24 protein-coding genes and 1 pseudogene are annotated in these 25,578 nt (G+C 70.8%); 11 read left to right on the forward strand and 14 right to left on the reverse strand.

Going from position 1 to position 25,578, the window contains the following annotated elements:
- Window positions 1–86: 86 nt before the first annotated feature.
- The 8 genes from VME70_06810 to VME70_06845 form a co-directional block, all read right to left on the reverse strand.
- Window positions 87–2,309, reverse strand: a complete 2,223-nt coding sequence (locus tag VME70_06810; GenBank protein HTW19904.1) for an AAA family ATPase — start codon at window positions 2,307–2,309, stop codon at window positions 87–89.
- Window positions 2,306–2,560 (reverse strand): low temperature requirement protein A, encoded by a 255-nt coding sequence (locus VME70_06815; protein ID HTW19905.1) that lies wholly within the window; start codon window positions 2,558–2,560, stop codon window positions 2,306–2,308. Before VME70_06815 ends, VME70_06810 begins: the two co-directional genes overlap by 4 nt.
- Before the next feature lie 161 nt (window positions 2,561–2,721).
- Complete coding sequence (locus tag VME70_06820) at window positions 2,722–3,453, reverse strand: SRPBCC family protein (protein ID HTW19906.1); 732 nt, start codon at window positions 3,451–3,453, stop codon at window positions 2,722–2,724.
- On the reverse strand, window positions 3,450–4,613 hold the full coding sequence (locus VME70_06825; protein ID HTW19907.1) for a VWA domain-containing protein: 1,164 nt from the start codon (window positions 4,611–4,613) through the stop codon (window positions 3,450–3,452). Before VME70_06825 ends, VME70_06820 begins: the two co-directional genes overlap by 4 nt.
- On the reverse strand, window positions 4,606–5,511 hold the full coding sequence (locus tag VME70_06830) for a MoxR family ATPase (GenBank protein HTW19908.1): 906 nt from the start codon (window positions 5,509–5,511) through the stop codon (window positions 4,606–4,608). The genes VME70_06825 and VME70_06830 overlap by 8 nt, the downstream gene beginning before the upstream one ends.
- A gap of 29 nt (window positions 5,512–5,540) precedes the next feature.
- The gene (locus VME70_06835; protein HTW19909.1) at window positions 5,541–6,398 is read right to left on the reverse strand and encodes a xanthine dehydrogenase family protein subunit M; all 858 of its coding nucleotides are present in this window, start codon (window positions 6,396–6,398) and stop codon (window positions 5,541–5,543) included.
- The gene (locus tag VME70_06840; protein ID HTW19910.1) at window positions 6,395–8,764 is read right to left on the reverse strand and encodes a xanthine dehydrogenase family protein molybdopterin-binding subunit; all 2,370 of its coding nucleotides are present in this window, start codon (window positions 8,762–8,764) and stop codon (window positions 6,395–6,397) included. Before VME70_06840 ends, VME70_06835 begins: the two co-directional genes overlap by 4 nt.
- The gene (locus tag VME70_06845; protein ID HTW19911.1) at window positions 8,761–9,270 is read right to left on the reverse strand and encodes a (2Fe-2S)-binding protein; all 510 of its coding nucleotides are present in this window, start codon (window positions 9,268–9,270) and stop codon (window positions 8,761–8,763) included. Before VME70_06845 ends, VME70_06840 begins: the two co-directional genes overlap by 4 nt.
- A 208-nt stretch (window positions 9,271–9,478) precedes the next feature.
- On the opposite strand from VME70_06845, the gene VME70_06850 reads away from it, so the two are divergent.
- From VME70_06850 to VME70_06860, 3 genes are all read left to right on the forward strand, one after another.
- Entirely contained in the window at window positions 9,479–9,670 is a 192-nt protein-coding gene (locus VME70_06850; protein HTW19912.1) for a hypothetical protein, read from the forward strand.
- A gap of 178 nt (window positions 9,671–9,848) precedes the next feature.
- Window positions 9,849–11,687 (forward strand): acyl-CoA dehydrogenase, encoded by a 1,839-nt coding sequence (locus VME70_06855; protein HTW19913.1) that lies wholly within the window; start codon window positions 9,849–9,851, stop codon window positions 11,685–11,687.
- Window positions 11,688–11,733: 46 nt separating this feature from the next.
- Entirely contained in the window at window positions 11,734–12,297 is a 564-nt protein-coding gene (locus tag VME70_06860) for a GNAT family N-acetyltransferase (GenBank protein HTW19914.1), read from the forward strand.
- A gap of 22 nt (window positions 12,298–12,319) precedes the next feature.
- On the opposite strand, the gene VME70_06865 is transcribed toward VME70_06860, so the two are convergent.
- The 3 genes from VME70_06865 to pdhA are packed head-to-tail and all read right to left on the reverse strand — an operon-like array spanning window position 12,320 to window position 15,889.
- On the reverse strand, window positions 12,320–13,744 hold the full coding sequence (locus tag VME70_06865; protein ID HTW19915.1) for a dihydrolipoamide acetyltransferase family protein: 1,425 nt from the start codon (window positions 13,742–13,744) through the stop codon (window positions 12,320–12,322).
- A gap of 29 nt (window positions 13,745–13,773) precedes the next feature.
- The gene (locus VME70_06870) at window positions 13,774–14,748 is read right to left on the reverse strand and encodes an alpha-ketoacid dehydrogenase subunit beta (GenBank protein HTW19916.1); all 975 of its coding nucleotides are present in this window, start codon (window positions 14,746–14,748) and stop codon (window positions 13,774–13,776) included.
- Window position 14,749: 1 nt separating this feature from the next.
- Window positions 14,750–15,889: a pyruvate dehydrogenase (acetyl-transferring) E1 component subunit alpha gene (gene pdhA / locus VME70_06875; GenBank protein HTW19917.1), complete on the reverse strand. Its 1,140-nt coding sequence runs from the start codon at window positions 15,887–15,889 to the stop codon at window positions 14,750–14,752.
- A 197-nt stretch (window positions 15,890–16,086) separates the two neighbouring features.
- On the opposite strand from pdhA, the gene VME70_06880 reads away from it, so the two are divergent.
- The 8 genes and pseudogenes from VME70_06880 (at window position 16,087) to VME70_06915 (ending at window position 22,104) form a co-directional block, all read left to right on the forward strand.
- Window positions 16,087–16,539 carry an NfeD family protein gene (locus VME70_06880; GenBank protein HTW19918.1) on the forward strand — a complete coding sequence of 151 codons (453 nt, stop codon included), beginning with the start codon at window positions 16,087–16,089 and terminating at the stop codon, window positions 16,537–16,539.
- Between the two features lie 40 nt (window positions 16,540–16,579).
- Window positions 16,580–17,419 (forward strand): annotated as a pseudogene (locus VME70_06885) (SPFH domain-containing protein).
- A 53-nt stretch (window positions 17,420–17,472) separates the two neighbouring features.
- Complete coding sequence (locus VME70_06890; GenBank protein HTW19919.1) at window positions 17,473–18,408, forward strand: LLM class F420-dependent oxidoreductase; 936 nt, start codon at window positions 17,473–17,475, stop codon at window positions 18,406–18,408.
- A gap of 10 nt (window positions 18,409–18,418) precedes the next feature.
- Entirely contained in the window at window positions 18,419–19,201 is a 783-nt protein-coding gene (locus VME70_06895; GenBank protein HTW19920.1) for a thioesterase family protein, read from the forward strand.
- Between the two features lie 90 nt (window positions 19,202–19,291).
- A complete protein-coding gene (locus VME70_06900; protein HTW19921.1) occupies window positions 19,292–20,002 on the forward strand; it encodes a hypothetical protein in 711 nt (236 codons plus the stop codon).
- Window positions 20,003–20,068: 66 nt separating this feature from the next.
- Window positions 20,069–20,677 (forward strand): SigE family RNA polymerase sigma factor, encoded by a 609-nt coding sequence (locus tag VME70_06905; GenBank protein ID HTW19922.1) that lies wholly within the window; start codon window positions 20,069–20,071, stop codon window positions 20,675–20,677.
- Window positions 20,674–21,390, forward strand: coding sequence for a hypothetical protein (locus VME70_06910; GenBank protein HTW19923.1), 717 nt, complete (start codon window positions 20,674–20,676; stop codon window positions 21,388–21,390). The genes VME70_06905 and VME70_06910 overlap by 4 nt, the downstream gene beginning before the upstream one ends.
- Before the next feature lie 63 nt (window positions 21,391–21,453).
- The gene (locus tag VME70_06915; protein ID HTW19924.1) at window positions 21,454–22,104 is read left to right on the forward strand and encodes a class I SAM-dependent methyltransferase; all 651 of its coding nucleotides are present in this window, start codon (window positions 21,454–21,456) and stop codon (window positions 22,102–22,104) included.
- A 6-nt stretch (window positions 22,105–22,110) separates the two neighbouring features.
- On the opposite strand, the gene VME70_06920 is transcribed toward VME70_06915, so the two are convergent.
- From VME70_06920 to VME70_06930, 3 genes are read right to left on the reverse strand one after another with little or no spacing between them, the layout of a single operon-like run.
- Window positions 22,111–23,184: a prenyltransferase gene (locus tag VME70_06920; GenBank protein HTW19925.1), complete on the reverse strand. Its 1,074-nt coding sequence runs from the start codon at window positions 23,182–23,184 to the stop codon at window positions 22,111–22,113.
- A complete protein-coding gene (locus VME70_06925; GenBank protein ID HTW19926.1) occupies window positions 23,171–23,905 on the reverse strand; it encodes a methyltransferase domain-containing protein in 735 nt (244 codons plus the stop codon). Before VME70_06925 ends, VME70_06920 begins: the two co-directional genes overlap by 14 nt.
- The gene (locus VME70_06930) at window positions 23,899–25,158 is read right to left on the reverse strand and encodes a glycosyltransferase family 4 protein (GenBank protein ID HTW19927.1); all 1,260 of its coding nucleotides are present in this window, start codon (window positions 25,156–25,158) and stop codon (window positions 23,899–23,901) included. Before VME70_06930 ends, VME70_06925 begins: the two co-directional genes overlap by 7 nt.
- Window positions 25,159–25,578: the final 420 nt, after the last annotated feature.

Consider the following 25,578-nt stretch of genomic DNA (forward strand, 5'->3'; position numbering starts at 1 on the left):
CGTCCAGCCCGTGCTCGAGGTGGTGGAGCATCTCGCTCGCGAGGACCTCGACGAGGCTCGTGCGGCGGTCGAGAAGAAGCCGAAACCTAGGCCGGCGTCAAGCGCGCGAGGGTCGCGGGCAGCTCGCCCGAGTGGACGACGTCGAGGCGCTGCGTCGTCCTCGTGAGCGCGACGTAGAGATCGCGCAGGCCGCGCTCGTCGGCGGCGATCCAGTCCCCCGGCTCGGCGAGCACGACGCCGTCGAACTCCAACCCCTTCGCCTCGGTCACACCGAGCACCGCGATCGGCGCATCGAGACCCGCGGCCCCGGTGCCCACCTCGTCCGGGAAGCTGGCGCCGACGGCCGCCACGAGGGCGTCGTACCAGCGGTACGGCGCAATGACCGCCAGCTTGCCGTCCCCGATCGTCGCGCGGGACTCGGCTACGACAGAGACCACCCGAGCCACCAGGTCGTCGCCGAGGGCAACCCGGTGCGAGTACGGCGGGTAACCCACGTCGCGGACCGAAGACGGCGACTCGATGGCCGGGTCGACAGCGGCGAGCACGTCCGCCGCCACCTCCATCACCTCGCTGGGGGTCCGGTAGTTCACGGTCAGCTCCGCCACGCGCCAGCGCTCGGGTGCGATGGCCTGCAGCGCGGCCGGCCATGACCGGATCGCCCAGGGAGCGGACGCCTGCGCAATGTCCCCGACGACGGTCATCGACCGCATCGGGCAACGGCGCACCAGCATCCGCCACGCCATCGGCGAGAGCTCCTGCGCCTCGTCGACGATCACGTGGCCGAACTCCCAGTCCGGGTCGGTCGCGGCCCGCTCCGCCACCGCCCGGCTGCTCGCACCGGGGCCGGCGTACCGCTCGGCCAGCAGATCGGCGTCGACCTGGCCGCGCAGCCCGCTGGCCGCGACCACCTCTCGCGCGTACTCCCGGTCGGCACGCACCCGGCGGCGCTCGGCCGCCTCGCGAAGCACCTCTTCGGGGTCGCCCAGCCGCGACCAGGCCTCGTCGATCAGCGGGATGTCCGCGGCGGTCCACGGCGCGGTCGGGTCGCGGACCAGCAGCGCCGCCTCCGCGCGGGTCAGCAGGTCGCCGGCGACCAACACGCCGGTCGGCGTGAACAGTTCTCGGACCAGCTCCTCCGCGCTCACCCGGGGCCAGCACGCGTCGACGGCCGCACGGAAGTCGTCGCTGCCCATCAACGTTCGGACCACCCAGCGCTCGCGGGCCAGCTCGGCGTCGAACTCGGCCAGCCGGCCGACCACCAGGCGGAGCAGGTGCTTGGCGAAGGCGTACCGAGCCCGGTTGTGCCGGCGACGCGACCGGCGGGCGCGCGCCCGCGCCGCCGACACGTCACCTGGCGTCAGCAGGAGGTCGTACTCCTCGAAACCGACCAGCAGCGGCTGGTCGGGAACGCGTTGCCGGGCCGTCACTGCGGCCTCGATCACCTCAGCCATGCGAGAGTCGGCCTTCAGCGTCGCAACCGCGGCCGGCTCCCGCCCGCCGACCGAGACCCCCGGCACCAGCCCGTCCACGGTCGAGAGCAGGACACCGGTCTCGCCGAGAGAAGGCAGGACCCGCTCGATGTAGCGGATGAACGCCGGCCCGGGACCGACGACGAGCACTCCCGTGCGGGACAGCCGTTCGCGGTGCGTGTAGAGCAGGTACGCCGCCCGGTGCAGCGCGACCGCGGTCTTGCCGGTGCCGGGGCCGCCCTGAACGACCAGCACGCCGGTCGGGTCGGCACGGATCACCTCGTCCTGCTCGGCCTGGATGGTGGCGACGATGTCGCGCATCCGGCCGGTGCGGTGCGCGTTCAGCGCGGCGAGCAGCGCACCACCGCCGCCGAGGGTCTCCCGGTCCGCCTCGGTGAGCGCGTCGACGTCGAACACGTCGTCCTCGACGTCGAGAACGGTGCGGCCGCGCGTGCGCAGGTGCCGGCGCCGGCTGACCCCGTGCGGGTCGGCGGGCGTTGCTCGGTAAAAGGGCTCGGCCGCCGGTGCGCGCCAGTCGACCAGCAGGGTGTCGAGCCGGTCGTCGGTCAACCCGATCCGGCCGACATGCAACTGCTCGCCGGTGGTGAAGTCGAGCCGGCCGAAGCACAGCCCCGGCTCGACCGCCTCGAGCTGGGCAAGCCGGTCCTCGTACAGCGTGGCAAACGCGTCGCGCTCGCTGCGGGCCTGCGGCGTGCCGCTCGCTCCTCTGCGGCGTACCTCGGCGAGCCGGCCACGGGTCTGCTCGCGCAGCAGATCGAGCCGGTCGTAGAGCCGGGTGACGAGCTCCTGCTCGCGCGCGATCTCACTGGTCCGGCTCATCGATCCAGTCTGCCTTCGCCGGTCGGGTCCGGGACAACGTGCGGGAAGTGCAGCCGGTCAGTGCCGGCGACGCGGCGACCGAGTCGGCCGGGATCGGCAGAGCGCACCACGACCTCGGTGGCTGCTTCCGCGCTGCGGTCGAAGTACACCCACCAGAACGACGCCGCGCCGAGGAACGCGACGAGACAGCCCGCCGCGGCCCGGGTACCGGGGTGCGCGGACTCGGCCAACGTGCGACCGATGACCAGGATCGACTCACCGAGCGATCAGGATGAACGCCTGGCATCGCTCGAGGTTGGCCGCGCGCTGAACCCCGTCCGAGTGGCGGCGCAGGTTTCGCGGGCGGGTCACTGCGGTCGGGGCCACGTCGGCCAAGTCTGCTCCGGGCAGCGGTGCCCGGAATCGGTCCGGCTCAGCGCCCGCGGCGGCGCAGCAGCAGATACAGCACGAACAGGCCGGCCAACAGCGGGGCGACCCGCTTGAGGATCGGCAGCCCGGCGGTGTCGAGCAGGTCGATCGCTTCCGGGGTGGGGCGGGCACCCGCTTCCGGCACCGGCCGGAGCGGCGTCGCGGTAGATGTCGCCGAGGAGTGCGCGGAGCCTTCCGGGCTCGGCTGCGGATCGCCGTCGAGCGCCGGGCTCGAAGAAGCGGCATCGGAGGCTGGGTCGGCCGGGGTGGACGACCCTGCGGCGGCTGGCGCGTCCGCGGAGATCTTCTCCGCAAGGCAGGCGGCGAACTGCCCGATCAGCTTGCCGCTGATCTCGGCCATCACGCCACGGCCGAACTGGGCCGGCTTGCCCGTGATGGTGAGCTCGGTCTCGACGTCGACCGTTGTCGCGCCGTCCGCCTCGGACAGCCTCGTGGTGATGACGGCTTTCGCCGTACCGGACCCTCGGGTCTCCTTGCCGGAAGCCTCGATGACGGCGACGTGGTTGTCATCGTCCCGGGAGACGAAGGTCGCCTTGCCGCCGTAGGTGAGGCTGACCGGACCGACCTTCACCTTCACGGTGCCGGTGAACTCATCGCCCTCCTGGCCGGTGAGCGTCGCGCCCGGCATGCAGGGCGCGATCCGTTCAACGTCGAGCAACACTGGCCACGCGACATCCGCGGTGACCGGAACCGTGAACGAGTTCTCGAGCTTCACAGATCCTCCAGCGTCAACGTCGATCCGGGCCGCTGCCGGGCGCCGCGAACCACCTCGGCCAGCCTCAGCAGCGCCCCGAGACTGTGGCCTTCCACGAAGTCGTCAACATACGGCAGGGCCGCCGCCATCCCACCCGCGGTGGGCTGATAGCCCGCACCGGCCTTGCGGGGGTTCGCCCACACCACCCGGTGCGCCAGCCGATGCAGCCGCGCGACCTGCTCGCCGAGTAGCTCCGGGTCACCCCGCTCCCAGCCATCGGACAGGATCACCACCACCGCGCCGCGCGCCATCCCCCGCTGCCCCCAGCCGTCGAGGAACTCCTTGAGCAACCCGCCGAGCCTGGTGCCGGAGCCGGCGTCAGGGGTCGCGCTCGCCACCGCCGCCATCGCAACGTCGGGGTCGGGCTGGCGCAGCTCGCGCGTGATCCGCGAGAGCCGGGTGCCGAACGCGAACACCTCGGTAGGCACGTGTCCCCGGCGCGCAGCCGCGTGTGCGAACCGCAGCAACGCGTCTGAGTACGCCGCCATCGAGCCGCTGACGTCGACCAGCAGAACCACTCGCCGCGGCCGCTCGGTCGGCCGGTGCCGGCGCAGCCGCGCCGGCTCCCCACCTGCGGCCAGCCACGCGCGAACGGTCCGCCGTCCGTCGATCGGGCCGCGGCGCGATGCGCGCATCCGCCGGCTGCTCCGCGACTCGCCGGGCAGCGCCAGTCGTACGAGCAGGGTCTGCAGCTGCGCCCGCTCCTCGGGGTTCAACGTCGCGATGTCGCGGTCGCGCAGAACCTCCTCGGCGCTCGCGGCGGCGCGGGCCGTTCGCGGCTCGCCCGCCGAGTCCTCGCTGCCGTCGACGGCCAGTCCGTCGGTGGCAAGTAGCTGAAGCTTCGGACGCAGCACACGGGTGCGCCGCTCGACGGAGGTCGGCCGGTCGCCGAAGTACGCCGCGAACACCCGGTCGTAGCGGGCGATGTCGACCGGGTTGTCACACAGCGTCAACCGCCCGGCCCAGTAGACGTGGTCGCGGCGGGTCGGGTCGAGCTCGCCGAGCGCCTCGATCGTGGTCTGCACCCGGTCGGGCGCAGTCGGCACGCCGGCTGCGCGGAGCGTCCGCGCGAGCCCGACGACGCTGTCGACGGCGTCGAAGGGCGCAGGCGGGTCAGCCACCGCTGACGGCGACCGCGATCATCGCCCCGATGTCCATCCGGCGTACTCGCTCCTGGTCCTCGCGGTACTTCAGCACCGCGCCGAGAGTCGCGATCGCGTTGTCGGGATCGAGCCGGTCGGCGCCGAGCGCGACCAGCGCGACCGCCCAGTCGATGGACTCGGCCACGCCGGGCGGCTTGGCGAGGTCCTCCTCGCGCAGCAGCTGCGCGGAGGCCGCGACCTGCCGCGCGATCAGCTCGCCCGCCTCGGGCACCTGGCGCCGGATGATGGCCACCTCGCGATCGAACGACGGATGCTCGACCCAGTGATAGAGGCACCGGCGCTTCAGCGCGTCGTGCAGCTCGCGCGTGCGGTTCGAGGTGAGCACCGCAACCGGCGGCACCTCGGCCCGGATCGTGCCCAGCTCGGGAATCGTGACCGAGTAGTCCGACAGCAGCTGCAGCAGGAAGGCCTCGAACTCGTCATCGGAACGATCGACCTCGTCGATGAGCAGCACCGAAGGCGTGGTCTCCAACGCCTGCAGCAACGGGCGCGCGAGAAGGAAGCGCCGGTCATACACCTCGCGGTCGAGCCGGTCGATGCTCTCCGGATCGGCGACGCCGCCCGCCGCCTCGACCGCGCGCAGGTGCAACAGCTGGCGCGGGAAATCCCAGTCGTACAACGCCTGAGACGCATCGATCCCCTCGTAGCACTGCAGGCGGATCAGCTCGGCGGAGAGCAGCTCCGCGAGCGCCACGGCGAGTGAAGTCTTCCCGACACCGGCCTCGCCTTCGAGGAACAGCGGCCGTCCCATCGCCAGCGAGAGGTACGCCGCGGTGGCCAGCCCGTCGTCCGCGAGGTAGTCGTGCTCCTCGAGCCGGGCGCGAAGCAGATCCGCCGACGTGATGTCCGCCGGCAGCAACGCCCGCCGGTCAGCTGCCCGCGGGCTCACTCGCCTCCGGCCGCGGCCAGCACCGCGCGGCGGGTCAGGACCGCGGCGAGATGCCTGCGGTAGTCCGCCGCGCCGCCGAGGTCGGATGGCGGGTTGGTGCCTTCGGCGACCGAGGCGGTCGCGGCGCCGATTGCTTCGGCGTCGACCGCACAGCCGGCCAACGCAGCCTCGACGGCCGACGCCCGGATCGGAACGGTGCCCATGTTGGTCAACCCGATCCTCGCCTCCGCGATCGAGCCGCCCTCGACCCGGACCGCAGCCGCGACACCCACGATCGCCCAGGCCTGGGCGACCCGCTGGAACTTCTCGTAGTGGACACCCCACCCGGTGAGGGTCGGCACCCGCACCTCGACGAGGATCTCGTCCGGCGAGAGCACGGTCTGTAGATAGTCGACGAAGAACTCCGCGGCCGGGACGGTACGGCGACCGCCCGATCCCTCGACCACCAGCTCGGCGTCGAGCGCGAGCATCACCGCCGCGAGGTCACCAGCGGGGTCGGCGTGGGACAGTGACCCGCCGACGGTGCCACGATGGCGGATCGCGGGATCGGCAACCGTGCGCTCGGCAGCCGCGATCAACGGGGCGTGCTGCGCCACCAGCTCGTCATCGATGACATCGCAGTGCCGAGTCATCGCACCGATGACGAGGGTCCCGCCATCCTCGCGGACGCCCTTGAGCTCGGCGATGTTGCGCAGGTCGACCAGCGTGCTCGGGTAAGCGAGCCGTAGCCGGAGCACCGGGAGCAGGCTCTGCCCGCCGGCGATGATCTTCGCGTCCTCGCCGCCTGCGGCGAGCGCGGACAGGGCTTCGGCGACCGAGTTCGGCGCCACGTAGTCGACGGATGCGGGAATCATTTCGCGCCCCCTCCGTTCCGTGCGTCCTGCAGGGCCCGCCATACCCGCTCCGGCGTCGCCGGCATCGGGACTTCGTTGACACCGTACGGTCGAAGCGCGTCGATGATCGCGTTGATCACGGCAGGCGTCGACGCGATCGTCCCGGCCTCGCCGACGCCCTTGACGCCCAACGGGTTTGACGTCGCCGGGGTCTCGGTTCGCCCGGTCTGGAAGGTCGGCAGGTCGGCCGCGCTCGGCACCAGGTAGTCGGCCATCGTGCCGGTCGTGAGGTTGCCGTCCTCGTCGTACACGGCCTCCTCGTACAACGCCTGAGCCACGCCCTGCGCGATGCCGCCGTGCACCTGCCCCTCCACGATGAGCGGGTTGACCACCCTGCCGACGTCGTCGACGCAGACGTAGGAGCGCATCGTCGCGCGGCCGGTCTCGGTGTCGATCTCCATCGCGCACAGGTGGGTGCCGTGTGGGAAGGAGAAGTTCTCCGGGTCGAAAACGTAGTCGGAGTCCAGGGTGGGCTCGACACCGTCCGGCAGGTTGTGCGCCGCAAAAGTCGCCAGCGCGATCTCCTGGATCGTCATCTTGGCGTCCGGCGAACCCTGCACCGAGAACGTGCCGTTCGCGAACGTGATGTCGGACTCCGAAGCCTCCAACAGGTGCGCGGCGATCCGCTTGGCCTTCTCGATCACCTTGTCGGCGGCGCGGTGGATGGCGACCCCGCCGACGACGAGCGACCGAGACCCGTAGGTGTCCATGCCCTTGGGGCTCACCTCGGTGTCGCCGTAGAGGACTTCGACGTCCTCGAACGGCACGCCGAGCGCGTCCGCGGCGATCTGGCTCCACGAGGTCACGTGGCCCTGACCGTGCGGTGACGAGCCGGTGACGACCTCGACCTTCCCGGTCGGCAACATCCGGATGCTCGCGGCCTCCCAGCCGCCGGCCCCGTAGGACAGCGATCCGAGGACCCGGCTCGGCGCGAGTCCACACATCTCGGTGAACGTCGAGATGCCGATTCCGAGCTGGACGGAGTCGTTGCGTTCGCGGCGTGCCGCCTGCTCGCGACGCAGCCCGTCGTAGTCGAACATCCGCATCGCTTCATCGGTCGCGGCCTCGTAGTTGCCGGAGTCGTAGGTCAGGCCGGCGATCGTCTCGAACGGGAACTCCTCGTGGGTGATCCAGTTCTGCCGGCGCAAGTCCATCGGGTCGCGACCGAGTTCCGCGGCGAGCTCGTCCATGATGCGTTCGATCGCGAAGGTCGCCTCCGGGCGACCGGCGCCGCGGTAGGCATCGGTGGGCGTCTTCGTCGTGAAGACGCCGGTGCACGCGAAGTCGTAGGCGTCCATCTTGTAGATCGCCGGGAACATGAACGCGCCGAGCAGCGGCACGCCGGGCGTAACCAGCTGCAGGTAGGCGCCCATGTCGGCGAGCAACCGGACCTTCAACCCGAGGACCTTGCCGTCCGAACGCGCAGCGATCTCGATGTCCTGGATCTGGTCGCGGCCGTGGATGGTCGCCTGGTAGCCCTCGCTGCGCGACTCCGTCCAGCGCACCGGCCGGCCGAGCCGCTTGGCGAGCACGAGACCGATGACCTCTTCGGCGTACACGTTGAGCTTCGAGCCGAAGCCGCCACCGACATCGGGAGTGATGACTCGCAGCTTGTGCTCGGGCGTCCCGGTCGTGAGCGCGAGCATCACGCGAAGCACGTGCGGGATCTGGGTCGAGGAGTAGACCGTGTATTCGTCGGCGGCGGCGATCGGTGCGACGACCACCGCGCGCGGCTCCATCGCGGACGGCAGCAGGCGCTGCTGGATGAACCGCCGCGAAACCACGACATCGGCCGCCGCCTTCGCCGCCTCGTAGTCACCGCCGGCGAACGGCCAGTCGAAGCAGCGGTTGGTGCCCTTGTCGCTGTGCACCAAGGGTGCGCCGTCCGCGAGCGCGGCCTCCATGTCCAGGACCGGTGGCAACGGTTCGTACTCGACCTCGATCGCCTCGAGCGCATCGGCCGACGCGTACCGGTCGCGTGCAACGACAACCGCAACCGCGTCACCGACGTACCGCACCTCGTCGACGGCGATCGGTGGATGCGCGGGCGCGACCATGTCCGGCGTCACCGGCCAGGCACACGGCAGCGATCCGAGCTGGTCGGCGAGATCGGCTCCGCTGAAGGCAGCGATCACGCCGGGCATCTCGAGCGCCGGCGAGACGTCGATGCGGGTGATCTTGGCGTGCGCCATCGGGCTGCGCAGGATCGAGAACTGGAGCAGGCCGGGAAGGGCGATGCTGTCGGTCCAGGTGGTCTGACCGGTGACCAGCTTCGCGTCTTCCTTGCGGGTACGCCGCCGGCCGACCTCGGTGGTCGTCTCGGTCATGACACACCTGCCTTCTCCTCGGCGCTGCTCGGCGAGCTCTCGCCGCGCATCGCGGCGGCCGCGGCGAGCACGGAGCGGACGATGTTGACGTAGCCGGTGCAGCGGCACAGGTTGCCTTCGAGCCCGTCGCGCACCTCAGCCTCGGTGGGATTCGGGTTCGTGCGCAGCAGATCGACCGCCGCCATGATCATTCCCGGCGTGCAGTAGCCGCACTGCAGGCCGTGGTTGTCCTTGAACGCCTGCTGGACCGGGTGCCACTCACCGTCGCTCGCCAGGCCCTGGATCGTGGTGATCTCGGCTCCGTCGGCCTGTACGGCGAGCACCGAGCACGACTTCACGCTCTCGCCGTTCATCAGCACGGTGCAGGCACCGCAGTTCGAGCTGTCGCAGCCGATCGGGGTGCCGACTCGCCCGAGCCCATCCCTCAGGTGGTGGACGAGCAGCCGTCTGGGCTCGACCTCGTCGGAGTAGCTCACGCCATCGACTTTCATGCTCACGCGCGCCATGTGCGCCCTCGAATCTGCCGGCCCGGCCGACCTCGCAGGAGCTGAATCGAACGATCTCTGCGCAGCGTAACGCCCGTACCTAGGCACGCAAGATGGCGGATTTGGCAGCTGTCTCCGGCATCGGTGCCCTGGTCGGGATCAGGTCGGACACGCGGGCGACGGTTATTCGGCATTGCGCAGGGGAGCCCTTGCTCGAGGTGATGAAGCGATGGCAGATGACCACCGGAACGAACCAGCGACCGAGTCCGACTTCGACGTGATGGACGACTCAGAGCCGACCAGCGGGACCACCCGGTCCTCCGAGCGCGACGTCCTCGGCGGAGCGGACCCGCCGGAGACGGGTGCGCAGCGCGCCGAGTCCGACGTCATGGAAACCGAGGAGCCGGGCCGGGAGGTCTGACCCCCGGTTCTGGCGCCGGCTCCGGCGCCGCCGGGAATCAAGGTCCGATCCGGCGCGACCGAGGTTACTTGTGGGTAATATAGGGGAAGTTACCGGCGGGTAGCCTTCGGGCGCCCGACCGGTGACGGGCCCGACCGACCGGCGAAGCCCGCCACGGTCCCGGCGTACGGAGTGGGGCATGACGCACTACAAGGCGAACCTCCGCGACCTGGAGTTCACCCTGTTCGAGGTCCTCGGTCGAGGCTCGGTGCTGGGCGCCGGAGCCTTCGCCGAGGTCGACGAGGACACCGCCCGCAGCCTGCTCGAGGAGGTCCGCCACCTCGCCGAGGGCCCGCTGGCCGAGTCCTTCGCCGACGCCGACCGGCACCCGCCGACGTTCGACCCCGCGACCCACAGCGTGACGCTGCCCGAGTCGTTCAAGGCGTCCTACCGCGCGTTCGTCGACGGCGGCTGGGACCGCCTCGGTCTGTCCGCCGAGCTCGGCGGCATGGGGCTCCCCCCGTCGATCATCTGGGCGGCGAACGAGATGGTGCTCGGCGCCAACCCCGCGATCCACATGTACGCCGCCGGACCCAACTTCGCGAGCATCCTGCACCGGCTGGGCACGCCGGACCAGAAGCGCCTGGCCGAGCTCGCCGTCGAGCGGCACTGGGGCTCGACGATGGTGCTGACCGAGCCGGATGCCGGCTCGGACGTCGGCGCCGGGCGCACCAAGGCGACCGAACAGCCGGACGGCTCCTGGCACATCGAGGGGGTCAAGCGCTTCATCACCAGTGGCGACTGGGACGTGCCGGAGAACATCGTCCATCTCGTGCTGGCTCGCCCGCTCGGTGCCGGCCCGGGCACCAAGGGGCTCTCGCTGTTCGCCGTACCGAAGTTCCATGTCGATCTCGCGACCGGCGAGCTCGGCGAGCGCAACGGCGTGTTCGTGACCAACCTCGAGAAGAAGATGGGCCTGAAGGTGTCCACCACCTGCGAGCTCACCTTCGGTGACGGCGACCTGCCGGCGGTCGGCTGGCTGGTCGGCGACGTGCACGCCGGCATCGCGCAGATGTTCCAGGTCATCGAGATGGCCCGGATGATGGTCGGCACCAAGGCGATCGCAACGCTGTCGACCGGCTACCTCAACGCGCTGGAGTACGCGAAGACGCGCGTGCAGGGCGCGGATCTCACCCAGCTGCTCGACAAGGCCGCACCGCGGGTGACGATCACCCATCACCCGGACGTCCGCCGCTCGTTGATGCTGCAGAAGGCGTACGCCGAGGGCATGCGCGCACTCGTGCTCTACACCGCGACCTTCCAGGACGCCGTCATGGACGCGGCCTCCCAGGGCGAGACCGACGACGACGCAGTCCGCATGAACGACCTCCTGCTGCCGATCGTCAAGGGTTTCGGCTCGGAGAAGTCCTACGAGCTGCTCGGCTCGCAGTCGCTGCAGACCTTCGGCGGCTCGGGCTTCCTGCAGGACTACCCGATCGAGCAATACATCCGGGACTCGAAGATCGACACGCTCTACGAGGGGACGACCGCGATCCAGGGTCAGGACCTGTTCTTCCGCAAGATCGTCCGGGACCAGGGCGCCGCGCTGACGACGTTGGTCGAACAGATCAAGGCGTTCGCCGACTCCGACGCCGGCAACGGTCGGCTGAAGAACGAGCGGAAGCTGCTCGCCGAGGCACTCGGTGATGCGCAAGGCATGGTCGAGGCGATGGTCGGCTATCTCACCGCATCGACCGACGACGTACGCAACCTGTACAAGGTGGGCCTCAACACGTCCCGGTTGCTGATGGCGCTCGGCGACGTCGTGATCGGCTGGCTGCTGCTGCGGCAGGCCGAGGTGGCGTTGAACGCGCTCACTGCCGGGGTGCGGTCGCCGGCGGACGAGGACTTCTACACCGGCAAGGTCGCGGCCGCAACGTTCTTCGCCCAGACCCGGCTGCCGCTGCTGCACGCCGAGCGAGTCGTGGTCGAGACGACCACCCTCGACGTGATGGACCTGGCCGAATCCGCGTTCTGAGCGTTCTCCCGGCGGACCGAAGGTTCGCCGCGTCTATCCTCGCCCGGTGAGCGTCGAGGTCGTTCCTGCTCGCGGGCGATGGGACGACTTCGCGTCGCTGATGGTGCCACGCAAGCCGGGTGGGCACGGCTGCGTGTGCATGGCGTACCGCAACTCGAGCCTGGACTTGCCCCGCCGGATCTCCCATATGCGGTCACTGTGCGCAGCCGAGCCCGGTCCCGGGGTGCTCGCCTATGTGGACGGTCACGTTGCGGGCTGGTGCTCGGTGGCTCCCAAGCCCACCTACCGCGCGCTGGTCAACTCACGGACGATTCCCCACGTCGACGATGACGACATCTGGTCCGTGGTCTGCTTCGTCATCGGGGTGGGATTCCGGCGCCGCGGCCTGATGCACGACCTGCTCGACGGCGCTGTCGTGCACGCGCTCGATTCGGGCGCACCCGCACTGGAGGGTTACCCCGTTGAGACGTCCGGCGGCCGGGTCGACCAGAACAGCGGCTACGTCGGAACCGTGAACCTGTTCGAGTCGCACGGCTTCCACCGCGTCGGCCCGACCACCGGCAAGAGGGGCGGCAAGCCGCGCTGGTTGGTACGACGCGAGCTGCCCTGATCTCCGACCGGACGAAGCCGGTTCAGTGCCAGGTGACCAGGCGCCAAGGGTCGGCGAGCATGCCGGCGAGATCGGCGAGGAACTCGCTGCCGAGCTGGCCATCGACGATCCGGTGGTCGAACGACAGCCCGAGCTGGGTGACCTTGCGGATCTCGATCCGGCCCTCATGCACCCACGGCATGTCCCTGACCGCGCCGAAGCAGAGGATCGCCGACTCGCCGGGGTTGAGAATCGGCGTCCCGCCGTCGACTCCGAACACGCCGACGTTGGTGATGGTGATGGTGCCACGGGCCATGTCGGCCGGCGGCGTGTGACCGCCGCGGGCCACCTCGACAAGTCGTTCCAGTGCCTGCGCCAGCTCGGGCATGGACAGCCGGCCGGCGTCCTTGATGTTCGGGACGATCAGTCCGCGCGGGGTTGCCGCAGCGATCCCGAGGTTCACGTAGTCCTTGACGACGATCTCCTGCGCCGCGTCGTCCCAGGAGGAGTTGATCATCGGGTGCCGGCGGATCGCGAGGATCATCGCGCGGGCGACCAGCAACAGCGGGGAGACCTTGGTTTCGGCGAAGTCTTCGTGTTCGCGCAACCGCCCGACCAGATCCATCGCCGGCGTCATGTCGACGCTGACCCACTCGGTGACGTGCGGCGCGGTGAACGCGCTCGCGACCATCGCCTCCGCGGTCATCTTGCGAACGCCCTTGACCGGGATCCGCTGTTCGCGCGTCGCCGGGTCGAAGTCCGGTGCGGGCGAGACCGCGGCGATCATTCCGGCCGGCTGACCGGAAGCTGCAGCCTGCACGTCGTCTCGGGTCACCGTTCCGTCCGGGCCGGTGCCGCCGATCACCCGCAGGTCGACGCCGAGGTCGCGTGCCAGCTTGCGCACCGGCGGCTTGGCAAGCACGTGCACCTCGGCCAGCCGCTCGGCGCGCGCGCCGACGGCTGCGGCCGACACCCGAGCGGGCTGCACGGGGGGGCCGGATCCGTCGCCGTTCGACCGCTCCGCCGGGCGGCCGGCGGCAACCCTGGGGCGCCGGGTGAGCTTGGAGGCTTTGAGGCCGCTGCCGACGAGGATCTGGACCTTCTCCTCGCCGCCCTTCGGCGCGGGCGAGCCGATGATCCCGGGCTCCGAGGGCACCATGTCGCCGCCCTGGATCGAGGCCTGGTCCACGGTGAGCTCGGGCTGCGGCGCCACCGACCCGCCGGGGTCGATGTCGAAGGTGATGATCGCCGTACCGACATCGACGGTGTCTCCCACGCCGCAGTGCAGAGCGCTGACCACACCGGCGTGCGGCGACGGGATCTCGACCGCGGCCTTGGCGGTCTCCACCTCGACGATCGGCTGGTTCAGCTTCACCTCGTCACCGACGGCGACGTGCCAGGCGAGAATCTCGCCCTCGGTCAGGCCCTCGCCGAGGTCGGGCAGCGCGAAGTCGCGGAAGGTCGGCATCTCGGGCGGCTCCTGGTGTCTGGTCCTGGCTAGAAGGCGAGCGATCGGTCGACGGCATCGAGGATGCGGTCGAGGTCGGGCAGGTATTCCTCCTCGATCCGGGCGGTCGGGTACGGCGTCGAGAACCCGCAGACCCGCAGCACCGGAGCCTCGAGGGAGTAGAAGCAGCGTTCGCTGATCCGGGCCGCGATCTCGCCGCCGATGGAGCCGAAGACCGGCGCTTCGGAGACGACGATCGCGTGGCCGGTCTTGCGCACCGAAGCGAACACGGTCTCCCAGTCGACGGGCGACAGCGCGCGCAGGTCGACCACCTCGAGGTCCTGGCCCTCGGACGCCGCCGCGGCGGCCGCCTCGAGGCAGGTCCGCACACTCGGGCCGTAGCTGAGCAGCGTCGCCACGGTCCCCTCGCGCGCGACCCGGGCGTTCCAGAGCGGGGCGGGCGGCGCGCCCGTGTCGACCTCGGCCTTGTCCCAGTAGCGCCGCTTGGGCTCGAAGAAGATGACCGGGTCGTCGGCCGCGATCGCCTGCTGGATCATCGAGTAGGCGTCGGCCGGGTTGGAGCAGGTGACCACCTTCAGGCCAGGTGTCTGCGCGAAGTAGCTCTCCGGCGACTCGCTGTGATGCTCGACGGCGCCGATGCCGCCGCCGTACGGGATCCGGATCGTGATCGGCACCTTGACGTTGCCGGCCGAGCGGTAGTGCATGTGCGCGACCTGGCTGACGATCTGGTCGAACGCCGGGAAGACGAAGCCGTCGAACTGGATCTCGCAGACCGGTCGGAACCCGCGGATCGCGAGCCCGACCGCGGTGCCGACGATGCCGGACTCGGCGAGCGGGGTGTCGATGACGCGATCCTCGCCGAAGTCCTTCTGCAGCCCGTCGGTGACCCGGAACACGCCACCCAGCCGCCCGACGTCCTCGCCCATGATGAGGACCTTCGGGTCGTCCTCCATCGCCTTGCGCAGGCCCTCGTTGATCGCCTTGCCGAGTGTCAGCGTCGTCATGTCAGTGCCCCGCATCCGCGAACGACGCCAGGTAGTCGGCCAGCTGCTCGCGCTCCTCGTCCAGCAGCGACGACCCGCCGGCGTACACGTGGTCGAACAACGACAGCGGCTCCGGATCGCCAAGCGCCAAGGTGCCGGCGCGCAGGTGGGCGGCCAGCTCGTCCGCGGCGTTCTCGACCCCGCTGAAGAACGCCGCGTCGCCGGCGCCGGTGCGGGACAGGTAGGCCTTCACCCGCTCGATCGGGTCTTTCAGCTTCCAGGTCTCGAGCTCGGCGGCGACCCGGTAGCGAGTCGGGTCGTCCGAGGTGGTGTGCGCGCCCATCCGGTAGGTGTAGGCCTCCACCAGCGTCGGCCCGCTGCCCTCGCGCGCCCGCGCGAGCGCGGCGCGGGCCACGGCGAGCACAGCGAGTACGTCGTTCCCGTCGACGCGTACGCCGGGAAAGCCGAACCCCTTGGCCCGCTGGTAGAGCGGGATCCGGGTCTGCCGCTCGAGTGGCTCCGAGATCGCCCACTGGTTGTTCTGGCAGAAGAACACGACCGGTGCATTGAAGACGCTGGCCCAGACGAACGCCTCGTTGACGTCGCCCTGGCTCGACGCGCCGTCACCGAAGAACGCCATCGCAGCCCCGTCGCCGCCGTCGCGCTGCATCCCCATCGCGTAGCCGGTCGCGTGCAAGGTCTGCGAGCCGATGACGATCGTGTACAGGCCGAAGCCGTGTTCCTGTGGGTCCCAGCCGCCCTGACTGGTGCCGCGGAACAACCCCATCAGCGTGACCGGGTCGACGCCCTTGCAGTAGGCGACGCCGTGCTCGCGGTAGGTCGGGAACGCGAAGTCGCGGTCGGTCAGCGCGCGCCCGGCGCCCACCTGAGCGGCCTCCTGGCCGAGCAGGTTCGCCCACAGGCCGAGCTCGCCCTGGCGCTGCAGCGCGGTGGCCTCGGAGTCGATCCGGCGGACCAGAACCAGGTCGCGGTAGAGCTCGCGAATCTCCTCATCGCTGATGTCGATGGAGTAGTGCGGGTGCTCGACGCGCTCGCCTTCGGGCGTCAGGAGCTGGACGAAGTCCGGCCCTTCGGACGGCTGCGGCGGCGGCAGCGGGGTCGCCGCATCGGTGAGCGTGTCCGGTTGCGCCATCGGCGGCATGCATCACTCCTCGTCATCCCACCCGCGCGACTGGGATCGCCAGTCGGGCCGGTGCCGACTCGCGGCCGGACCGGGTGTGGCGGGCCGACCGCGCGGGCGTCTCGGGGCGCCTGCCTTCCATCGTCGCAGACGCCGCGGCCGGAGGCTATGCGATCGGCTCCGGCGTACCCGCGAACCCCAGGAATACGCTTCGGCCCGTGGACGCATGGGTCTTCTGGCTGATCCTCGCGGCGGCGCTCGCCATCGCCGAGGTGCTGACGCTCACCTTCGTCCTCGGCATGATCGCCGGCGGCGCCACCCTCGCCGCCGTGGCGGCTGCGCTGGGCGCGCCGCTCGCCGGGCAGGTCATCGTCTTCGCCGTCGGTGACGGCCTCCTGCTCGGGCTGGTGCTGCCGGCCGCCCGCCGGCACCGGCACATGCCGGCCTCGATCCGGACCGGTACGGCGAAGCTGATCGGCACCCGCGCGATGGCCCTCACCGACATCTCCACCGCAACCGGCGGCCAGGTCCGGATCGGCGGGGAGACCTGGACTGCGCGTCCCTACGACGAGGCGCTGTCGATCCCCGCCGGCGAGTGGGTCGACGTGCTCGCGATCGACGGAGCAACGGCCGTCGTGCATCCCACGACGATTCCGGGTTCCGCGCAATGACCACCCTCCCGGCGATCGGGACAATGAACGGAGCGAACCCATGAGCGCAGCACTCATCGCGATCATCGTCGTGGTGGTCCTCGTCCTCGTCGTCCTGGTGCGGTCGGTGCGGATCGTGCCGCAGGCCCGAGCCGGCGTGGTCGAGCGGCTCGGCCGCTACCAGCGCACCTGCTCGGCCGGCTTGAACCTGCTCACGCCGTTCGTGGACCGGATGCGGCCGATGATCGACCTGCGGGAGCAGGTCGTGAGCTTCCCGCCGCAGCCCGTGATCACCGAGGACAACCTCGTGGTCAGCATCGACACCGTCATCTACTTCCAGGTGACCGATCCGCGGTCGGCAACGTATGAGATCGCCAACTACATCCAGGCGATCGAGCAGCTCACGGTCACGACGCTGCGCAACGTGGTCGGCGGCATGGACCTGGAGGCGACGCTCACCAGCCGCGACCAGATCAACGGCCAGCTACGCGGCGTGCTCGACGAGGCAACCGGCAAGTGGGGCGTCCGGGTCAACCGGGTGGAGATCAAGGCGATCGACCCGCCGGCCACCATCAAGGAAGCGATGGAGCAGCAGATGCGCGCGGACCGGAACAAGCGGGCCGCGATCCTCACCGCGGAGGGCGTGAAGCAGTCCGCGATCCTCACCGCCGAAGGTGAGAAGCAGTCCGCGATCCTCACGGCGCAGGGCGCCCGGGAGAGCGAGATCCTGCGCGCCGAGGGCCAGGCGAAAGCGATCGACACCGTCTTCGCCGCGATCCACTCCGGCCGGCCCGACCCCGAGCTGCTCGCCTACTCCTACCTTCAAGCGCTGCCGAAGATCGCGGAGTCCAACGCCGCGACCGTCTGGGTCATCCCGGGTGAGCTCACCGCGGCCATGCAGTCCATCGCGGCCGGGTTCAAGAAGGACGGCAACGCCGGGTAGCGTCGGGCCCCGTGACGACCGAGGCACCGGCGGCCGCCCCTGACATCGCCTCTTGGGCGGCGCGGATCGGCCCGGTCGGCGTGTGGACCGGCCAGCTGGACTACGCCGGCGCGGACGGCGTGCGCGCGGCGGCCCGCGAGGTCGAGTCGCTGGGTTACGCCGCGCTCTGGACCGGCGAGGCGGTCGGCCGGGAGGTGCTTTCGGCCGCGCAGCTCCTGCTCGCAGCCACCGACTCGCTCGTCGTCGCGACCGGAATCGCGAACGTCTGGGCACGCGACGCGCTCGCCACCGCCGCCGGCCAGCTCGCGCTCGGCGAGGCCTATCCGGACCGCTTCGTCCTCGGCATCGGGGTGTCGCACAAGCCGCTGCTCGACGTCCGCGGCGAGGACTACCGCAGGCCGCTCACGTACATGCGCGACTACCTCGACGGAATGGACGCCGGGTACGCCGTCTACCGAGCGGTGCAGCCGGCCAGCCGCCCGCCGCGGCTGCTCGCCGCGCTCGGCCCGAAGATGCTCGAGCTGGCCCGCGACCGGGCGGACGGCGCGCACACCTACTTCGTGCCGCCGGAGCACACGGCAACCGCGCGCGAGATCCTGGGACCGGGCAAGCTGCTGGTGCCTGAGCAGGTCTGCGTGCTGTCCGAGGACCCGGCGATCGCCCGCGAGATCGCGCGCCGGCACACCACGTCGTACCTCCGGCTGCCGAACTACACCGCCAACCTCGGTCGCTTCGGGTTCGAGGCCACCGACTTCGCCGACGGCGGCAACGACCGGCTGGTCGACACGATCTGCGCGTGGGGCGACGTCGAAACGGTCCGCGCCCGGGTCCAGGCCCACCTCGATGCTGGTGCGGACCATGTCGCGGTACAGGTCCTCGTCGACGACCGCCGCGGCCTGCCGCGCAAGGAGTGGGCCGAGCTCGCACCCGGCCTGCTGCATCGGTGAGCGATTCCCGATGAGCGACTGGGACGACGTCACGTCGCTGCGGCGGCGCGGTGAGACCGGCGTCTTCGACGCCGACCTGCACCCGGGCTGGGCAATCGTCGGCAAGCCGAACGGCGGCTACACGCTGGCAATCCTCGCCCGCGCTGCCTGCGAGGTGGTCGAGGCGGCGCATCCGCTCGCGATCTCTGCGCACTACCTGCGGGCGCCATCTCCCGGACCGGTCGAGGTGCATGCCGAGGCGATCCGGCGCGGCCGGCGCGTGAGTACCGCCCGGGCCGCACTGTGGGAGGACGGCAAGCCCTGCATCGAGGCCCTCGTCACCTGCGGCGACCTGGTCGCGGACCCGGTGATCGAGTGGGACGCGATCCCGGCGCCGCCGATGCCACCTCCCGAAGAGTGTCCGGCCGGTAGCAATCCGCACTTCCATGTCGAGCTGTTCGACCACGCCGAGCTGCGCGTCGACCCGGCCACTGCGCCGTTCCCGCAGGCGAGCGGCGAGCCGGCGGTGCGATTCTGGTTCCGGCTTCGGGATGGGACCGAGCCCGACGTGCGTACGTTGCTGCTCGCCGCGGATGCCGGCCCGCCGACCGTGTTCAACCTGGAGAAATACGGCTGGGCACCGACGGTCGAGCTCACCGTGCTCGTGCGCGGGATCCCGGCGCCGGGCTGGCTGCTGGTCGCGACCGAGGCGCAGTTCGTCTCGGGCGGCTGGTTCGACGAGCAGGCCTTCGTTTGGGACTCCACCGGTCGCCTGGTCGCACAGGCCCGCCAGCTCGCGCTGATCGGCACCTAGCCGCATCGGGCACGGCGGGCCCGTTCAGCCGGCGGCCGAATCGGTCGATATCCGGACAGCACTGTCGTCGAGCGGCCGAGGGGGCACGCCGTGTCCAACCCGTACGCTCCGCCCGGCTCGCCGCCGCCCGGCCCACACGGCAACCCGCCCGGTCCGCAGCCGGCTCCCGCCTCGGGCACGCCGTGGGGGGCCGGGTCGCCACCCGGTCCACCGTGGGGACCCACCCAGCCCGGCCCGCCCTGGGGTGCGCCACCCGGGGGCAGCCGGCCGATCGGCGCCGCAGTCTGGGTAGCGATCGCCGTAGCGGTCGCGATCGTGGTCGCTGCGGCTGGCATCGGCCTGCGGACGACCTTCTTCGTGACCAGGAGCAGCCCGGCTGCCACCAGCGCACAGTCGTGCCGAACTCCGGTTCCGGCAACTGCCTCGCCGGCCACCCGAACGTACGCCGCCGCGCTCAACACCGCCTACGTCGGGTGGACGAGCATCACGAAGTCGCTCATCTCCGAGGGCTATGTCGTGCACCCCGTCGACCTGAGCGACGAGTGGACCACCGACGAGACCTTCATGACCTCGGTCGCGCGAATCCAGTTCCCGCCTGCTGCCGCCCCCACCGCGCAGCTGTACCTCTCGATCATTCGGAGCTACCTCCACCTGCTGAAGGCCGCACGGAAGCAGTACGCCTTCTATGGCGCGAACCACAGCCACTTCATCGCGCTGGACACCGCGCGCAGCACGCTGGCCGCGCAGCTCCGGACGAAGCTGGGCCTGCCGGCCTCGCGCTGTGTGGTGGACCGGCCCTAGCAGTGCACAAAGCGTCGTACCGTCGCCGGTGTGCAACCGTTCGGGCGCCGGTCACGTACACCAGACGTGCGAGGTGGATCCGACCCGCGGGCGGTCAGCGCCGGCCGGGATGAGCAGTTTCGTGCGTACGTCGAAGCGAACCGCGGCCGGCTGCTGCGCACGGCGACCTTCCTCGCCGCCGGTGACCGCTTCGCCGCAGAGGACCTGGTCCAGACCGCGCTCATGCGGATGTACGTCCGGTGGCCCCGGATCCGCCCGGAGACGGTCGACGCCTACGCCCGCAAGTCGCTCGCCAACGCACTGATCGACGCCCGACGCCGATCGTTCGTCCGCCACGAACGCAGCGAGGCGCAGCTGCCGGACGTGGTGGCGATCGACTCTCCGGTCGCGATCGACGACGCCGTGTTCGCGGCGCTCGGGGCGTTGCCGCCTCGGATGCGCGCTGCGGTCGTGCTGCGCCACCTGCTGGAGCTCAGCGTCACCGAAACCGCCGACGCCCTGCACTGCAGCGAGGGCACGGTCAAGAGCCAGACCGCGCGCGGCCTCGCCCAGCTGCGCAGCGCGCTGACCCCCGACGTTCTCTTCCCATCCGGCCTGCCCACCGATCCGCGCGAACCGGTAGCAGCACGGCACGCCGAGGACATCGTTCGCCCAACGTATCGAGGATCGACATGAGTGATGTGACCGAACTGTTCACGCGGGTCGCGCCGGACATCGACGCCACCCCAGCCCCGGACGTTGTCGACGCCGATCTCGCCCGCGGCCGCGCCGCGCTCACCCGGGACCACCGGCGCCGGACGATCCGCCGCTCGCTCGCCTCCGGCGCGACCATCGCCGCCGCGATCGCGGTCACCGTTGCCCTCACCCAGGCCGGTGCGGGCTCGGCCGCCAAGCCGGGACATCAGGCCAATCGGCAACCCGCGGTGCATCCGACGCCGCATCACGGCAGCAGCAAGGTGCCGCCCGCGACGCATCACACCGCGCCGGTGCGGCTGGTCGCGTACAACGGCAAGCAGCTGGCCGGGTTCACGGTGGACAAGGTGCCGACCGGCTGGTTCCTGTCGACGTCCACGCAGTACGCCCTGCTGATCGACCCCGACGGCTCCACCGACAACGATCCCGACGCGTTCGTGGGCAAGCTCGCCGTACTCACCCAGTCCACGGACGTCCACGGGTTGCCGAAGCACGGCACCAAGGTCACCGTGAACGGTCAGGCCGGCGTGGTCACCGACCAGGGTTCGTACGGCATCAGCCTCACCTACACCACGCCGTCCGGGTTCGGCGTCGTGATCCAGGCGCCGCCCGCGCTGAACTGGTCGTCCGAACAGATCGTCGACTTCGCGACCGGCGTGCACGTCACGAGCAACGCAATCCCCGGCAAGGGCTGATCGCCGGGCCGTCACCTTCGGCGCTCGCCGCCGGCCGACTCGTCGAGCCGTAGGGTTCGGCAGATGGACGACCCGGCGGCGACCGCTGCGGTGCGGATCGACGTCCACACCAGACGGGTAGCCGATCGTGCGCGCGGCTTCCTGCCCGCGGACGAGGCGGAGGCGCTCTGGGACGCCGCCTGGGCAATGGCTCCGGAAGGCGTCATCGTCGAGATCGGGAGCTACTGCGGGAAGTCGGCGACCTGGTTGGGCGCCGCGGCGAGGCTGCGTGGCGGCACCGTCGTCACGGTCGACCACCACCGTGGCTCGGAGGAGAACCAGGCCGGCTGGGAGCACCACGACGCGAGCCTCGTCGACCCCGCCACCGGCTTGATGGACACCCTGCCCCACCTGCGCACGACGCTGCACGACGCGGGTCTCGAGCACGTCGTGATCGCGATCGTCGGCCGCAGTACGGCGGTCGCGGCGCTGTGGTCGACTCCGATCGCGATGCTGTTCATCGACGGCGGTCACGCCGAGGAGCACGCTCGAAACGACTACCGCGGCTGGGCCGGATTCGTTGCACCACAAGGGGTGTTGGCCATCCACGACGTCTTTGAAGCGCCGGCCGACGGAGGGCAGGCGCCGTACGAGCAGATCTACCGACCGGCGATCGAGGACGGTTTCACCGAGGTCCGCAAGGTGGGCAGCCTGCGAGTCCTGCGCCGGGCGTAGCCGGGTTCAGCGTCGAACCGCGGCGGTGTCCGGGGTTGCGCAACCGCACGCAGGTTCGCCGAGCCCGAGGCCGACCGGGAGATCGTCGCCGACGAAGACCGCGTTGCCCGGCGTGAATCCGAGCAGGGCGTCGGCCGCGAGAATCACCGCGGCGGCGGTCCAGGTCGAGTGCTCGGCCGGCCAGTTCACGTTGTTCGCGAACTGCCAACCGGTCCAGTAGGACCCGTCCCCGGTCCGCAGGTGCTGGATATCCAGGAAGACCTCGGTCGCGCGATCGGTCATGCCGACCACGTCGAGCGCGATGACGAGCTCGGCGGTCTCGGCGCCGGTCACCCACGGTTCGTCGTCGACGCAGCGGATGCCCAGTCCGGAGATGACGAAGTCGTCCCATCGGCTGCGCAGCCGATCGCGTCCGGCCGCGCCACGCACGATGCCGGCCAGCACGGGGTAGTACCAATCCATCGAGAACCGCGCCTTGTCGAGGAACGCCTCGGGATGCTCGGCGATCACGTGCCCGAGCCGGCCGGTCGCGATCTCCCACTCCGGCTGTGGGGCGTCCAGCCGGTCGGCGATCGCGAGCCCGCAACGCAGCGCGTGATAGGTCGAGGACGACCCGGTCAGCAGGGCCTCGTCGCGCGCCCGGCCGTCGGCGCCGACCGACCACGAGATCTCACCCCGCTCGGTCGCATGGCTGGTGACGAGATCGAGCGCGTCGCGCACCGTCGGCCACATCGCCTCGGCGAAGTTCTCGTCACCGGTGACGACCAGGTGATGCCACACGCCGACCGCGACGTAGGCGCACTGGTTGGTCTCGAACGAGGCGTCCTCGACCACGCCTGCGGTCACCTTCGCCGGCCACGACCCGTCCGCGCGCTGGGTGCGCCGAAGGAAGTCGAAGGCCGCGCGCGCCTCATCGAGAAAGCCGGCGACCGTCAACGCCATCGCGCACTCGACGTGGTCCCACGGATCGACGTGGCCACCGGGGAACCACGGAACCGCGCCGCTGGGCTCCTGCACGTTGGCGATCGAGGCAGCGGTCGCGTGGAGCGAGGCGGCATCGAATGCCTCAAGCCGCGACATCGGCATTCCTGGTCGCAGCGGTGGGTTTCTCGGCGTACACGACCAGGCTCTTGCCCAGCAACGGGTTCAGCCAACGTTCCGCAGTACGGGTCGCGCGCGGGGCCTTCATGATGTCCCAGACCAGCATGCGGTGCCAGGCGCGCGACGGCAGGCTTTCGCGACCCAGCGCGCAGTTCAGCCACCAGTACGGCGAGTGCAGCGCGTGCGCGTGGTGCTGGCCGAGCGGTTCGAGCCCGGTCGCGGCGAGTCGCGATGTGACCTGGTCGCCGCGGTAGATCCGCACATGGCCGCCCGGCACGTCGTGGTAGTCCTTCGACAACGCCCAGCACACCTGCTCGGGCCACCAGCGTGGCACCGTGACCGCCACCCGTCCGCCGGGGCGCACGACCCGGGCGATCTCGGCCATCGCGCGCTGGTCGTCCGGGATGTGCTCGAGCACCTCCGCCGCAACCACCGCGTCGAAGCTGGCGTTGGGAAACGGCAGCGCGAGCAGGTCACCGCACACCACAGTTGCCGACGCTGCAGGCGGCGGCTCGCCGGCCGCTCGCATCGCGTGGAACATCGAGTCGACGCCCGCCAGTTCGGCCGCATCGTGATCCAGCGCCACGACCTCTGCGCCACGGCGGTAGAGCTCGAAGGCGTGGCGGCCGCCGCCGCAACCCAGGTCGAGCACCCGGTCGCCGGGTCGCACCGGGAAGCGACCGAAGTCGACGGTCAGCACGACGCGCCGGCCCGGCCGGTCGCAGCGGCGCGGCGGTCCATCGCGTCGCGGTAGACCTCGACCATCGCCTCCGCCACCGCGCGCCAGGTGTAGGAGGCTTCGACCCGGCGGCGGCCGGCTGCGCCGACTGCGCTACGCCGCTCGTCGTCGTCGAACAGCGCGCCGAGCTTGTCGGCGAGGTCGGCAGCATCGCCGGGCTCGAACAGGACGGACGAGGTCCCGTCGGTGCCGACCACCTCGGGAAGCGCGCCCGCCCGGCTGGCCACCAACGGGGTCGCGCACGCCATCGCCTCGACCGCGGGAATCGAGAAGCCCTCGTACAGCGAGGGGACGACGGCGATCTCGGCCGAGCCGAGCAGAGCCGCAATGCCCTCGTCGGAAAGCCCCGAGACGAAGCGCGCGGTGTCGGTGAGCCCGAGGTCCTCGACCGCCCGGGCGACCGGACCCTCGGGGCGGGGAGTGCCGACCACCACCAGCTCGACGTCCCGCCCGGTCCGAAGCTTGGCGACCGCCTCGAGCAGCACCTTCACGCCCTTGATCGGGCTGTCCGAGCTCGACACCGCAACGATCCGGCCAGGCACTCGTGGCTCGGCCGGCGGCCGGAAGGTGAGCGTGTCGACGCCGATCGGCACGACCCGCATGACCGAGGGGTCCACCCGGAAGTCGCGGACGATGTCGGCCGCGGAGTTGGTCGAGACCGTCACGATCGAGGACAGCCCGCGGGCAACCCGGCCCTGCATCCGGACGAAGTGGTACCACCGCCGCTTGCCCAACCGCTGCCGGAGGTTGGGTGCGTTCTGGATCTCGACGACCCGATCGACGCTCACCGGATGGTGCACGGTCGCGATCAGCGGCAGTACCGCCGCGATCGACAACATCCCGTAGCCGAGGGTCTGGTTGTCGTGGACGACGTCGAAGTCGGCGACCCGCGCCTTCACCAGCCGGGCCGCCCGCAGCGAGAACGTCACCGGCTCCGGGAACCCGCCGGTCCACATCGACGCCACCTCGGCGAGGTCGATCCAGTCCCGGAACTCGTGCCAGTTCGGCGTACGGAACGGGTCCGGCTCGCGATAGAGGTCCAGGCTGGGCAGCTCGACCAACTCCGGTCCTGAGTCCAGCCGCGGGTAGGGCTGGCCGCTGATCACCTCTACCCGATGGCCGAGCTCGACCAGCTCGCGAGAAAGGTGGCGGACGTAGACGCCCTGGCCGCCACAGTGCGGCTTGCTGCGATAGGACAGCAGCGCGATCCGCAGACCGGGGGATTGCTCGCCCACGCCGCAGTCGCACCTCACCAGGCTGGCGCGACGGTAGTGCGCGCTCGGTGATGTGATGCTAACCAGCCGACCCCGAACCCTGTTCGGTGCCCCGTCGGAACGACCAACGCCACGCATGGCCCATCGATGGGGCCATAGCGCCACCCATGGGCCATCGGCGCGCTACCGCGGGAGGCGCCGGCGAGGACTTGAGGCCGCACCGAGCGCCGCGTGCTGGCGCACGCAAGCGAAGGAGAACGCCGCCAGTCGCGTCGCCAACCCGACCCGGCGCTCAGCTGTCCGCTGGCAAGGCCGCACCGAGCGCCGCGTGCTGGCGCACGCAAGCGAAGGAGAACGCCGCCAGTCGCGTCGCCAACCCGACCCGGCGCTCAGCTGTCCGCTGGCAAGGCCGCACCGAGC

The sequence above is a fragment of the Mycobacteriales bacterium genome, from assembly GCA_035504215.1.
Taxonomy (GTDB): domain Bacteria; phylum Actinomycetota; class Actinomycetes; order JAFAQI01; family JAFAQI01; genus DATAUK01.